Annotated in this window: 14 protein-coding genes and 1 pseudogene; 1 reads left to right on the plus strand and 14 read right to left on the minus strand. The window is 49.5% G+C overall.

Features of this window, described 5'->3' with window-relative positions:
* Nucleotides 1-362 precede the first annotated feature (362 nt).
* Nucleotides 363-929, plus strand: coding sequence for a hypothetical protein (locus AAC147_RS04460; protein ID WP_369793176.1), 567 nt, complete (start codon nt 363-365; stop codon nt 927-929).
* A gap of 196 nt (nt 930-1125) precedes the next feature.
* On the opposite strand, the gene AAC147_RS20050 is transcribed toward AAC147_RS04460, so the two are convergent.
* The 14 genes and pseudogenes from AAC147_RS20050 to AAC147_RS04535 all read right to left on the minus strand — a co-directional run bounded on the left by AAC147_RS20050 (nt 1126) and on the right by AAC147_RS04535 (nt 13377).
* The gene (locus AAC147_RS20050; protein ID WP_369793177.1) at nt 1126-1479 is read right to left on the minus strand and encodes a hypothetical protein; all 354 of its coding nucleotides are present in this window, start codon (nt 1477-1479) and stop codon (nt 1126-1128) included.
* Between the two features lie 326 nt (nt 1480-1805).
* Nucleotides 1806-2912 (minus strand): DUF7146 domain-containing protein, encoded by a 1107-nt coding sequence (locus tag AAC147_RS20055; RefSeq protein ID WP_445286329.1) that lies wholly within the window; start codon nt 2910-2912, stop codon nt 1806-1808.
* A gap of 234 nt (nt 2913-3146) precedes the next feature.
* Nucleotides 3147-3521: pseudogene (locus AAC147_RS20060) on the minus strand (primase-helicase zinc-binding domain-containing protein); the annotation flags it as partial.
* A 177-nt stretch (nt 3522-3698) separates the two neighbouring features.
* Entirely contained in the window at nt 3699-4085 is a 387-nt protein-coding gene (locus AAC147_RS04485) for a hypothetical protein (protein ID WP_047685788.1), read from the minus strand.
* Between the two features lie 457 nt (nt 4086-4542).
* Complete coding sequence (locus AAC147_RS04490) at nt 4543-5394, minus strand: hypothetical protein (RefSeq protein WP_047685791.1); 852 nt, start codon at nt 5392-5394, stop codon at nt 4543-4545.
* 68 nt (nt 5395-5462) lie between these two features.
* The gene (locus tag AAC147_RS04495; protein ID WP_156115435.1) at nt 5463-5624 is read right to left on the minus strand and encodes a hypothetical protein; all 162 of its coding nucleotides are present in this window, start codon (nt 5622-5624) and stop codon (nt 5463-5465) included.
* A 54-nt stretch (nt 5625-5678) separates the two neighbouring features.
* A complete protein-coding gene (locus tag AAC147_RS04500) occupies nt 5679-6089 on the minus strand; it encodes a hypothetical protein (RefSeq protein WP_047685793.1) in 411 nt (136 codons plus the stop codon).
* Entirely contained in the window at nt 6082-6687 is a 606-nt protein-coding gene (yfbR, locus tag AAC147_RS04505; RefSeq protein ID WP_047685795.1) for a 5'-deoxynucleotidase, read from the minus strand. Before yfbR ends, AAC147_RS04500 begins: the two co-directional genes overlap by 8 nt.
* Nucleotides 6688-7153: 466 nt before the next feature.
* Nucleotides 7154-9565 (minus strand): phosphoadenosine phosphosulfate reductase, encoded by a 2412-nt coding sequence (locus AAC147_RS04510; protein ID WP_047685797.1) that lies wholly within the window; start codon nt 9563-9565, stop codon nt 7154-7156.
* 89 nt (nt 9566-9654) lie between these two features.
* Nucleotides 9655-10029, minus strand: coding sequence for a hypothetical protein (locus AAC147_RS04515; RefSeq protein ID WP_047685799.1), 375 nt, complete (start codon nt 10027-10029; stop codon nt 9655-9657).
* Nucleotides 10030-10261: 232 nt separating this feature from the next.
* Nucleotides 10262-10816, minus strand: a complete 555-nt coding sequence (locus AAC147_RS04520; RefSeq protein WP_047685801.1) for a hypothetical protein — start codon at nt 10814-10816, stop codon at nt 10262-10264.
* A gap of 189 nt (nt 10817-11005) precedes the next feature.
* Entirely contained in the window at nt 11006-11314 is a 309-nt protein-coding gene (locus tag AAC147_RS04525) for a hypothetical protein (protein WP_231571617.1), read from the minus strand.
* A 60-nt stretch (nt 11315-11374) separates the two neighbouring features.
* Nucleotides 11375-12997 (minus strand): DNA cytosine methyltransferase, encoded by a 1623-nt coding sequence (locus AAC147_RS04530; protein WP_047685803.1) that lies wholly within the window; start codon nt 12995-12997, stop codon nt 11375-11377.
* 77 nt (nt 12998-13074) lie between these two features.
* Complete coding sequence (locus AAC147_RS04535; RefSeq protein WP_047685805.1) at nt 13075-13377, minus strand: hypothetical protein; 303 nt, start codon at nt 13375-13377, stop codon at nt 13075-13077.
* Nucleotides 13378-13609 lie beyond the last annotated feature (232 nt).

Here is a 13609-nt window from a genome sequence, read left to right on the forward strand (position 1 = left end):
TTAGGGTGAGGGGAACCATCCGTGGGCCTCACTCGTTGGCCGCCTCCAGCATCCGGAACTACAGCTCCAACCCTTTGACGAGAAGGTAGTTCGCCATAAAGTTAGAAAATATGGCCGCGTTGATAATGTGGAGGTTTGGGGGCATCGTGATTCCAAGTTCAAGTATTTGATGGTAATCAACGACGACAACAAAAAACGTGTTCTTGTGACAGTCTTCGAGCGCAACGAATAGTGAATTAAGGCTGATGTTGTATCTGAAATCTATGGGACGAAATTTACCCATACACTCTATATCCGAAAGTCTGGGGGCGATTATATTTTGTCGGTTGAGCCAGAATTTAGACGTAATAGGACCCAGAGCTTTGACGGGGCATTTCCTAGAACATATAAAAGAGCTCAAGACGCAAAAGGTTATTCCACAAAGATGTTTGATTCTGGGCTTGATTGGAAAAACATTGAAAATAATGAAGGCTAAAATGATCAGTTATAGAAAAACAACAATCGCGGCAGCGACAATGGCAATTGCACTTAGTACGGCTGGGTATGCGGCGAGCTTACCTAACAATGAGGTAGACGCATACATACTTGCAATGAACACAATGTCGCCAATCACCGCAAAATACACCATCCACTATAAGCAAGCTGTAGAGCAGCATTGCAACACGTCCATGACTGTTGACCAGCTCAACTCAAAGGATTTTACCAATGTTGTCCAAACGATGGTAAGCAGTGAAACGGTCGATAGGATGGGGCTGGATGCTGCTGGTTCTCTCCAGGATACCCTGTTTGTGATCGGGAAAAACGTCAATTGTAGTGACCTGAACGCTCCTTTTAAAGCACTTTTGGATGACAAAGACTTTAACAAGAAGCATCAGCACCTATCGAAGGTGCTGCATACGTGGGATGAGGTTGTTTCGCAAAGCAAATAACGAAAAGAAAAAGGGGCCTAGCAGGTAATACCGCTCGCTTAAGCACGAGCGGTTCTTTTTTTATAAGGATAACGTCTCGATGAGTTTGTCATAAGCACTGTATTATCGAAGGCCGATTATGCTTATCTTAATTTAAATTTACTTAAGCGAGCGGTATTACAGCTATTGCTGGCCCTTTGGTTCATGTTCGCGGTTATTACTTAAGCGTTGTGATGCTTTTTTCTTTCTGTCTCTCATGGTAGAGATACAGACTGCCGCCAGTGACGACAGTGAAAAATATGAACAACCCCAACATGCCTAATGTGAAAACGTCCATTTGACCCCTTAGGAATTGTTGACCTTGGTTAAGATACAGGATAACCCCAATGACCAACACCAAACCGACTTCTTTGACGGTAATGGTGTCCCCAGATACAGCCAATCCTACAATACCGACACCGATGGCTGTTACGGCGACCTTACGCAGGTCTTCACCGATAGCTCTCAGAGTCTTCTTGTCAGGAGAGAAAAAACGCACGAACCACGTCTTAATACGCAAAAACTTTTTCATGATTACCTCCATAGTTGAAGAGGAGGCGAATCATGCCCGAAAGGGCATGAACACCCCCTCAGGGTTAAAGTATTAGGCAGCTTCGCATTGTTCATCTTCATTGAGTTAATGATCTTCGTCGCTTCATCAGCAAACGGGCCAACAACCTGGATAGACTCCCTTCTTACGAAGGAGGCCGTCACCATCATTCTCTGGCCGTGCCTCAGATCACGATACCGAGACCGCATAAGCTCAACGTAAGCCGCAGAGTCCCCCTCCCACCCTTTAGGGGGTGAGAGAAGAGACACACCACATCATTACCAGGCGTGGTATCGACCTTAGAGACATCAATGACGGGCATACTCATCTCTCCTTCTCACGATGAAATCGCGCAGGTAACGAGCATTCGGGAAACCAAGGCTTCCCTGACTCATCAGGACATCGTTCCAGTCAATACCTTTCGCTCTGGGCGGGATCGGGAGTTTAGGCAGCAGGACGTACACACGAATGCCGCGCTTCTCCAGCTTCGCTTTCAGTATGTTCGCTGACTTTTCACCAGTCACAGACTTATCTTTGTCAGCCCAGATCAGTACGGTGTGAACATCTTCCGGAACCTCGAAGGACTGCATCAGGGTCGCATTGACCGTTGACCAAACCGGAATTTGAGTGACTCGATAAGCGGATAGAGCTGTTTCCAGCCCTTCTGCAACACCCAGGATACCCTCAGTCGGTTCACCAAGGCGGATGGCCGCGCCATTGACATCCAAACCTTCCGGAATGGGCATCATTTTCTTGGCGTTGCCGACCTTAGCTTTCTTACCGTTTTGGGTGAGATAGGTGCGGTGGAGCGTTACCAGGTTGCCTTCCACATCTCGGATAGCGCAGACGATAGCCGGGAACTTCCCAACTTCATTGCCATCTTTGTCGTAGTAGGCCATAGCCGGATTGAACCGCAGACAGTCTGTTTTTTCTACTTCATCAACCTTGAACAGAAGCTCACGGTTTTTGAAGTACAGGCGCATTGGTTCAGTCACATGACTCGAGAACGGCAAACACTCGTTCCATACCTTCTCGATTTTCTCACGGAGACGAGCACTGTAAGCGCGTTCGCGCTCCATTCTCTTCTCCATTTCTTCTTGGAGCTCAAGCAGCCAAGGCTTGGGCTGTTCACGAAACATCGGAACAACCTTCGGCTTGATTTCGCTGCTTTGCTCTTCCGGTTGTGTAGCCGCAGCTTGTGCTTGCGGTTCCTGAGTTTCTACCATGCGGTTGACCACAGGGGCCGACTCAACACCACCGTTCGAGCGAGCGCGAAACTGCGTTACCGTAGCGCCACGACGTTCCACCAGCCAAGTGTTGCGATGCGTTTGCATAGGTTGTTCTCTCACAACATTCCCCTGTTCGTCTTTAACTTCAACGACGACAGTTACAGGCTCGCGCCCGAGGTTTGTCATGACGATCTCATCCCCATACTTGGCTTCGCTTTCACCAATGGCTCTTTCAAGATCCACGCCCCAAATGGTGCGTTCCAAGCCGCTCTTGTCACGGATGAAGGCAAAGTAGCTGAGCTCATTGTCTTCGTTATGTTCGTAGGGAGCTTTACCGTGGGCAATCAGAGTACCGGCAATGGATTTTTTGCGATTCTTGGAATCGAGGACCTTGTTGTTCACCTTTATAGGCTCTATAGGCTCTTGCTGAGCAGGCGCTTTGGCCTGGGCAGGAACTCGTGTCGGTGCAGCAGGTTGTTGATACTGGGGTTGCTCTTTCTCAACTCCCAGGTAATCACCAACTTCGCTCAGGCACTGTTTAAAGTCCCAGTTATTGAGCCACATTAGCAACTCAAAACCATCATGATTGGCACCGCATGTATTGCATACGCCGCCACCAGTCAGGTGGGCATCCTTGAACAGTCGGAAGCCATCCTTCCCGCCGTGGATAGGGCAAGAAACATGACGACCTGGTTTACGGAGAGCTGGTTCAAGATGGGGCACTAGGGCCGCCAGGATGAATAGCCAGTTTCCGTTAGCAGCTTCACGAACGGTGTCAGCTTTGTAGTAAGACATAGGTTTTCTCCTTAGCGTGAACCCCAGCATCGAGGCTTCCTTAAACCCCCATCGCCAGGGTTTTAAGGAAACCCCAATACCGGGAGTATGTGCCAAGGAGGCTCCCCAGCCGGAGAGGACTCCCCGGCAAGGAGTTTAAAAAGGTCGCTCCCGGAATGGAGGCGAATTTTGTGAACATCACAGATACAAATGTGTGCCCTCTTCTGAGGCCATCATAACTGTGACATCTGCTGTTTCAGGATCGGACATAATTACTACCTCAGTCGGTTTAATAAAACCATTTACAGTGGGCATGGGGTAGTAAAGACGAATTTTTTCTAATTCTTTGTTGTCGGTAAACGCTATCTGGGTTTGTGCAACACAAAGCTGCAAAAACACAAACAGGAAATCATCTACCGAGTGCTTACCATCTGCACCAAAAATTCCATCTACAATAGCTGGAGTCACTGCGGCATTCGCCAAGAATCCAGCTTGTTTGCCAATGGAAGAACAGTCCACCAACAGACCATCAGTAATGGCTTGTTGACGGATTTGGGCGAGGTCCAATTTAGCTACTTGGTTCATAAGGTGTACTCCAAAGTTGATGGGTACACCTACCCTGTGCGGGGAAGTGTACCCGCATGGGTTATTGAAAGGTCACGGCCAAAGCCGAGCTTTAAGGTTCCGAGTTTTACGCTGGCAGGATGCGCCAAAGAACGGTCGGAGGAAACGAGTCAGCGACACGCTTCACATTCGCGTAAAGAGTGTCTGTAAAGACACACTCCAAGCGACGACCACCTTGACGGTAAACCAACTTAAAGTCTTGGAATTTGTTCATGGATACCTCCAGAAATAACGGGAGGTATCTCCAGCAGGAGATAAGCTCCCGCAGGGATTAGTAAATTAACGTTAATTTGCTGTTTGTTTTTGGCGACCAGCTATCGCACGTTTTCGCCCTCAGGGAGGACAAAATCTGCTTACTGATGGCTTAACCATGAGTAAGAAGACTTGGGAAGTAAAGCAGGGGTTTCCCCCTGCCTTGTTATGCCGCTTTGAGGTGGCGAGAGAAAAAGTCCCTGGTTTGCTGGATAGCTCCCCGGAGAAGTTCTCGTCTGTAGCCAGCGTAGCTCTTGTCATCACTGGCAACGGTCAAACCGTGCAGACTCTCTTCACCTAGGACAATCTCGTTTTCACGAGAGAGTACCTCAACACGTAGTCCAAGCACTCGCCCTTTCCCTTCCAGGATTGAACAAATTGTTTGGTTTCTTACTTCGTCATCCCAGTGGCCCATATCGAAATCCCGTTCAGGGAGTTCAGTAACACGCACCAGGTAGTTTTCAGTGGTCCGTTCCCAAACCACCTCTTCTTCGCATGGCGAGGCCTCGATCAACGAATATCCGTCCGATTCGAGCTTCTTGGAAAGACTTTTCACATCATCCGCCAGCTCTAACACGAAGCGATCCCAGATGTCTTGCCAACGCTCGACCATATCTTGGTTAATCCCTTCAATGCCGGTGCCCAGCATGGTGTCATCATCAGGGAAGATCCCCGTGAAGTCCACGTTGTCGTCGATGTTCATGCAGTTCCAGTGGCTGTAGTGATACCCATAACTGTTCCGGGTAATGGACAGGTCACAAGAGCCATACTCACGGAGGATAGAGAGCATATTCTCAATGTCTTTCTGCGCCATCAGGTTCTTCACGCGACTGACAGCATCTGTTTGGCCGGGCTCTGTGCTGAACAAGCGCTTCATGAGTGCTTTGATGTCATCAACGCCCAAGTATCCATAGAAGGCCATTCCATCACCCTGGCAGTACCCGATACTGTATTCAATAGTCAGATCATCCGGGTATCCGCATTTAACCAGTTCGTTTTGAAAATGCTGTTTCATCATGGGAATCTCCTTAGTTTCAGAGGGAGACACCACCCCTCAGGGACTGATGTCCCCCGTGGGGTTAATATTTACATAGCGTCGTCAAGAGGCTCGTCTAAATCATTAATGCCAGATTCGCAGGCGGAGCAATAAACAGCAGCCAGATACTCTGGCGTATTCGGTGCCGCGCTTTCATTTTCCAGAATTGCTTCATGGTAAAAGCAAACTGGGCATCTGATCGTCTTGGACATATCTTTTTCCTTAAAGGGAGACTCCTCCCATCAGGGGCAGAGCCCTTAGTGGGTTTAATATTCTGACGTGCCGACCCACTCTTTACCAATATAAGCATTCCAAACTTGGAAATCTTTATGGTCAAAAGTGTATTTATTTATATCGTCTATTAATACTTCAAGAGACTTAATCTCAACCCCCAAATGAGGCTGGATTTCATCTAACGAACGTACTTTATCGACAATATCAATATGCTCATTAGTATCGACTAATTGGTTGTAAATCGTTACAAGAGTTCCTTTTTTATGAGCTCCAAAAAACTTCCAAGGCTCAATAAATTCGGATTCTATAGTGAAATGTAAGCGCATATTTGAAGGGACGCGCCAAACACTCGACCTCATATATGACTCGCTATCCGAATCACCCTCTCTTTGACGGACAACAACACCGTCTTTGTCGATAATCTGCCAAAAACCCTTAGTCATCGTTACCCCCTGCCAGTAGTTTATCTATTGAATGGCCGAGTCCGTCACCAAACCATTTGTCCAGAGCGTCGATTTCCGGGAAGTCAGATTTCACCTGAGCAACAACAATTTCCATTTTGCTGAGAGCATCCTGGAACTCAAGGCCATTACCTGCGGCCACCTCAAGTTTGCACTTGATGTAAGCGGAGTAGGTATCGCAGGCCTTAACCAGTGATTGTTCATAGCCACCGGGAGCGAAGGCTATGGCGACTGCATCCTGGAGTTCTGTGGGAAGAGTCTGGATGAGTTTGTCCTCTGCTGCCTTTTCCAGTTGTTCAAACTCACGCTGCAAAACAGCATTTGCTTTCTTGACCGGCGTTACGACATCCGAACAGAGAACCTCGGCTGCATCATGCAAAGAAGCATGAGCAAGCATGGTTGCCAGATCCACCGACTTCCTTTGCTGAATGGCGATATTGCCAGCCAGGTAGGAAAGTAAGGTAACAACAGCGCTGTGTTCCAACACAGACTCTGGTTGAACAGAGTGCATCAGTGACCAGCGTTTGATCAGGCGTTGGCGCAAGGCCAGAGCTAAAAAGCCGAAATTTGAATTAGACATAGTGCCTCCAAAATTGGTTGGAGGTACACCAAAGCCGACCGGGACTTGGTGTACCCGGTTGGGTTACTTACTTATCTCGGGTCAAGCTGCTTAGCTATAGCGAGTAAAAACGGATGGAATGGATGATCTTGCGGGACACCTCCAACAAGCTCACGGGCTAAACCGACTGAGTTAGTAGCCAACACCTCTTTGACGGCCAGAATGATTTCATCCTGGGTCTTTCTTTGTTAGTCCACCAGCCGACTTAACTTTTCTAGGCTCATGCTTCTCTCCTTTGGTTATGGGAGAGAACCCAGGAGGGGTTGCCTCCCGAGGGGTAAGGTTATTGCTGTTTTGGGCCAGCTACCGTTATAGCCAGCAAGCGCTGACAATGAGCAAAGAGTATGACAATCACCTAAAAGGGTAAAACGCTGTAATTGCCCTTTTGGGGTGCAAAAGAAAAAGCCCTCCAAAGGAGAGGGCCTCTTTATGCGGCCAAGGACAAGCCTTGCTGTCCTCTTTGTGACTCTGTGCCATCACGGCGAAGTTGGCGTTGAACCGCCTTTATCATCGTTCTGACATGTCGCTCCAAAGAGGCTGGATGGCGTTTTGACAGTAGGTTGATCCAGTCCAGGTAGATAGCCAGCGCTGAACCTTCGGTCAGGGCTGCCTGTATCGACTCATACTGCCCCAAAGCATCCCGCAACACATCTGACACCCAAGGTGCATCAGTATTGTCCAGGAGCTCGCAAAGGGCCGTATAGGCCTTTCTTCTGGTCGCGTCCATGTAACGACGGATGTTAGCGTTTCCGCTTCCCTCTCGCCCTTCCATGACACTCATGCAGAATGCGCTGGAGTAACAGAGCATTGCGTCAGTCACGTAGTTAAACCATCGTTCCTGGTGCCGTTTCCGCTCCTCCATTGCTTCCTGGTTGAGCTGCTTCTCGATAAACAACCCTGTCGGAGTCCTATGATGCAGGTGGTACTTGAACGTTAGGTGCAAGTTGACCCACCAGCGTACAGTTGCCAGTCTTCCTTTGATTTTTCGCTTCACCAGATCTTTGTACTTGGCATCGCTAAGCACTTTGACATTCTTACGCTGTTGGATTCCTTCCATCGTCTGGAGCCCTGTAAGGCCCATCTGGTGGTAGGTTTGTCCTCTTTGCATCATGCGGTGATACAAAGCGGCTTTTCCTTTCGCAAGCTGGATGGCTCCGACCCGAAGGTAGAACTGAGCTGCACTGCCGGGGGTGTAATGTCCCTTTAACACAGACTCCCTTAGTCGCGGGTATTCGTTCCAAATGATGAACGCAGCGGAGTCGGGATCGACTTTCACCTCATCATCTTCTGCGAAACATACCACCCTTCTCTTTCCGTCTGCGGTATTGATCACTTTCGCTGCCAACGGGTCATCCCCGCCGTCAAAGTAAACCATTTCCGCTAACGGATCGGCCAAGCCATCAGAAAGTGAACCATCGCCCCAGCGGCCAACCTTCAACCACAATGGTTTCGGGATTGGTGACTGCGGAACGGTTTCACACTGCGGCTCATCTTCCAGCAAATCGAGATCACCCATCGACCAGACACTGTGATAAATCTCTAGGGCATGAAATGGCTTATCGTTGAAATGATGGAAGGCCCACATGAAGTCGATATGGACCAAAGCCTCTTCCGATACGATCCGGAATTGTGGCTCGGCCATTCGACGGTTCCAGTCGTTATCCTCTGCTTGCCCAGTAGCAAGCGAAAAAGCCAGTTCATCGGCTCTCTTTTGCTCCATGTAGTCCATACTGCAACAGACATGTAGCAACCGCTCAAGGAAAGCAGGACTGTACATGTCCGGCTGTATTCTAATGTAACCGCCCTCGTAAATCGTTCGACCCACAGGATGACGATCTTCCCAGGCGTATCGGCGTTTAGCCAGGTAGCGCTGGATACGGTTAAGCCCAGCCATGTAACCATGCCTTTCAGGGGCCGTGGCAAGCAATGTCTCCATTGACTTGTCCAACCCTACAGCTTGGCAGGCCCAGCAACCGAAGCGAGCGCCGCAGGCATCACTGGCTTTCTTCTCTGTTGCAGACCAGACACACTCCCCTGTAGCCGCCTTATAGAGCTCTGCTGTAGCGACATTGCTTTCCAAGTAACTTGGCAGAGGATGCGCCGAGCCCATACCAACCGATAGCAAGAACTCCCAGACATCACTCGCCAACCAGTTTTTCACTACATACAGCTCACCCCCGTCTTTCGTCTTAATGACGCGATCAGAGCTACCACGCTGCTTAGCGATGTTGGCTGCACGAATGCTGCTTTCGGCATCACGACTGCCCAGCAACAGACACACTTTCTGCCTAACCTCTTTGGGAAGTTCTCGCATATAAGCTGCCTTTGCTCTCTTAGCGGACGAGACCTTCAATTCTTGTGAGCATTGCCTGGCGCTAGAGTTGGAGAACGTGGGAATCCCTCGACCTGTAAGGATTCGGCCCGTCCAACTCTGCGTGATCCCCGGCTTTGCCAGAACGATAGTCAGAGGAAGATTTTCCTTCGCAATGAAACGCTCCAGCTCAGCCAGTTTCTGATCCGCCAGCCACCTTACTTTCGGGCTTTCGATCAGTGTGTCAGTGTGCAAGATGAAATGGTGTTGGCTGATGGCCGCCCCACTTCTAACGGCCCTGATCAGGGCCATCAAAAACAGATGCAAAACCGTTTCAGAATCCTTACCACTGGAATAACCGACCATCATAGTCCACCCATCAATCAAGGCCGTGTGAATGGCTTCAACTGATGACGTGATCAAGTCTTCGTTGTCAGTTAGTTCTGACCAAACAGAATCCCACTTGTCCCCGCGCAGTAGCAGTGAGGATGGTTGTTCTGAAAGGTTAAAGTTTAATGCTTGTTGCATAGGGCCTCCTAGATTAGCAGGGTGCCCATCCTTACCGGGATAAAGCACCCCGGTAGGGTTGAAAATAGAATCTGGTTATCGAATCTTCACTAGCTGGTACTCGACATCTGGTTGTCTTCGTATTGCTGCTTGGCCTGTTTCACCAGATCAATGTCGCCGTCTTGTAGCTTTTGAATATCAAGCTGTAGACGAGCCGTGTGTTTCAACAGCTCAGCGACCGCATTATCAATGTGATCAATGAGCGACTGGTTTTTTTGGATGGTGTAGCTGTTGAGCTCATCGATCAGAGTCCACGCAATACTCGAATGGGTGTTGAGCAATGGGTACTCTGCTTCGATATCACAAACCACACCGTTTGCACCTTCTCGGTAATGAGGGAATCCGACACGACGATCCAGCGCTGCATTCACAGTACATTCCAAAGAAGTTCGGTTTGAAAAAACATCGTTGACGTTTTTAGACATGCTATATCTCCATTCAGTTGATGACGGAGACCCCCTAACAGGAGGCGCTCCCGTTAGGGTTGATAATTTGCTGTTTATTTTTGGCCGCCAGCTACCGCACTTGAGCGCCTAAGGCACTTTCCGAAACCTCCTGGCAGACAAAGAGGCTTGGGAAAGCGCGGGGGTTCCCCCTACGCTGATTACCCCTGTTTAGGGGCCAGTACGCCGATTTCTCGGCGCACTCAGTTTGAACCTACACAGTCAAGAACCAACGTTTCATCGGAACGGTGATCTCTATCAACCCGTTTCCACATGGATTCTGGCCCCAAAATCTGTAGGTCGTCTCATAAAAGTCAAACTCAGACAGAGACTGAATTTGCAATTCTGAGATCGGCTCAAATGGGCCACCGCAACCAATGTGCATATTAAGCCCATAATCTCGAAGCTCCAGCTCTCCGAGGTTCAGCGTTTTTCCACCCACACAAGCAACCAGGTTCTGATTTCTGATGTCGCCTTCTTGAAGCAACAAAGCAGACTCATCGTAGCTCGCATATTGATTGGTAAACTTCACAATATGCCCGTGCTTGGGTGAGGTTTGTTCCGACAACTCTTTCAGCAACCGCTTTACGCTTTGAAATCTTGCGTACAGAGCTGGCGTGAATTGCCCAGAGTAGTTCAAGTTCGGGCAGATCATTTCGAGCATCTCATCTGGTACTGATTCAAGTCCCATTTGCGCTGCCAAAGGCTTCGCCTTTTTCAGACCTTCCTCAAGTACCATCGTGTTGACAAGTTGTTTTAATGTATTCATATCACTCTCTACTTACGAGAGAGCAATGCAAGCCGTCACCGGACTTACATTGCCCGTTAACGGCTTATTGGTTTATCCCAAGAGGTACGGAGCGACCCCGGTCAGGAAGCCCATGACTCCCAACACAGCGCCAACCACGCCCAGTTTGATTGACAGTTGGACACTTTGATCCGGATGATTCCAGAACCACTACCAGACTTCCCAGCGTCTGGCTCTGCGAACCTCAAGGCTTACAGTGTCTTTAAAACGAACTCCCAGAGCATCTACCGCATCGTAGTCCAGCGCGACCACCAGCTTGGTGATGGATAAATTCCCAGGATTGCCCATCGCATACCGGAGAACCTTTGCTTTGGTCTCTGGGTTTACGATCATAACCGGCTCCCTCCTGAAAAAACGGGTTTTGTCTTTTCGCTTGGAATCCATGTTGCGGTTATGGAACCTGGCAATGCAGTGTTGAAGGCCTGAATCCTCGGGAGGTAAAGGCACAACAGTTTTCATGACTATTCTCCTTTCGGATAGGCCGGAGCAAAAGCCTTTCGGCATTGCCCCGGTGAGTTACTAATGAACCAATGAAGTGACCATGATTGCGTCTCCGGACATCATTACCGGGAGATACTCGCAAGGCTCATGGCCGCAGCTCGTTTTGGTTCCGTTAGGTGAATAGACAGCCAGTTGACCGTCCATAATGTTGAAGGGCATCCCCTGTTTCTTTGCTGCCGGTGACAGCTTGATTGCGCCCTTTGCATCAACCAGAGCCGTCGCCCAATGGAAGCCTTCACCACCGATAAGCGGCTGTGATTCATCCACGACTTCGACCATGATTGGCATCATTCCAACCCAACTCCATAGACTGTTCCCTAATGCGAGGGCTAAAGCCTCGAACGCGGGAAAGACAACAGATTGCCCGAGAATCTGGTGGGCAACAGTGTCCGACAAGCCTTGGATGAGTTCCTCTGGTATCCCTTTCACTCGACAATGTTCTGTCGGTGTAAAGATGCGAGACAACTCCGGCTGTTCCGGATGAACAATGAAAGGTTCGGTACTTCTGCATTTTGCATAGTCCTTCCCTATGGTGCCGCAAAACTCATCGTCCCCAGTCAGGAGTTGACGAGAGAACCCTTTACCAGCGGCCTTGTCTCTCAATTCCTTCTCAGCCAGATAGTCAAATGACTTCCAACGTTCAGAATCGAGCGGCACCGGCTCCAGGATGTCCTGGATACAACTTTCCTTGGTACGAATAGGCTGAACCTTCTCAAGGTCAAAACCGTCGATCCCGTAGGAAAGCGCAACAACACAAAGACGCTTGCGGCGTTCAATGACCCCAAACTCATTGCCGTCGAGAATGCGTTCTTGCAGGGAATACCCCAACGAAGAGAGCACCGAACGGATCACTTCCATCGAAGCTGTGTTCTGGTACTCAGGCACGTTCTCAATCAGCACAACGGCTGGGTTTAGCGCTTCTATGAATTGCAGGAAGTTGAAGAAAATGGCACCTGCCGCCTCATGCGATTCGGCAAACTCCAGCTTGTTCTTACTACGACCTGACTTTGATGCGCCGGTACACGGTATGCCCCCCATCAAAACATCCACCTGCGGTGGTCGCTTGCTGAGGTTCACGGCCTGGATTGGTGATTCGATAACGATTGAATCTTCGTTCCAGAGCTCCGGGTTATTTGCCAAAGATGAATCAAGATACTTCCCTTCCATCTCTACGACCACAGATATGGCACTGGCAATTCCCGCCTTGTGAAAACCGGCGTGAACCGCTTTATCGAGCACACCACCCCCATGAAAGAGGCTGCATACTGACAGCGATTCGCCATTCTCCAGCTTGCTGATAAGCCGGTTGACGCGCTCGATCACTCGCTCTTGTTGATGGTGAGCGGAAATCACGATAGCGCCGTTACGAATGAACACGCGGAGCATCTCTACACCGTCAAATACGGTAGCGAGCTCCTGTGCGGTCAGGTCAATGATTGGAAACACGCGGCCATTGCGCTCACGCTTACTGACAGTGAACTTACCCTCCTCTTTGACGCGGAGCACAACCTGGGAGTCTTTCAACTCCAGATCATACTTCATGCCCGGATAGTAACCTTCACGCAGTAGCTTTTGACCTTCCAGCCAGACGCGCTTCTTGCCTCGATGTTCTCCTAACTTGGTGTTTACGATAGTAGCCATGAGCTCTCTCCTTTCGGTTGAGAGGCCACTACCGTCCCAATCGGGAAGTAATGGCCCCGATGGGTTTAAATTGGTTCTCAGTTCACAGCGACGCTGTGAGACTGAATGGCATTGGCAAAGCCAGCCATTTGTTCAGGGAAGGTGTAGCGGTTGATGTCCTGGCTGCGAGCCAGATTGACATGCACTTTCTTCACCTTCGTCTCGTCAGAGTCGTACTTCTCAATCACCAGCTTTTCAGCTTCTTCCGGATCTCGGCCCAGCGAGTAGGCGTAAATCACAGAGGTGAAGCCAAGTCCTGAGCCGAATGCGTAGACTTGTTTCTCGAAATGGACGTCAGCGAAATAGATACTGAATCCGGATTTGAGGTTATGTTTTTCCATGATGCACTCCAAATAGTTGGGGGCACATCACGTCCCGAACCGGGCGGATGCACCCAGTTTGGGGTTAGTTGATAGCTCAATCTGTTACGCCAGCCTGAGTTTCTATTGCTTCAAGCACGAACTCTGCTTCCTGGATAGAACCGGTGCTGTACAGCTTATGTAGCACATGGCCAAGGTTCGCAGAGGTCTTTTCTTTCACTCGGAGATACTTGACGTAGAAGTCATACAGTTT

The sequence above is a fragment of the Xenorhabdus sp. NBAII XenSa04 genome, from assembly GCF_963866145.1.
In the GTDB taxonomy this organism is placed as follows: Bacteria; Pseudomonadota; Gammaproteobacteria; order Enterobacterales; family Enterobacteriaceae; genus Xenorhabdus; species Xenorhabdus indica.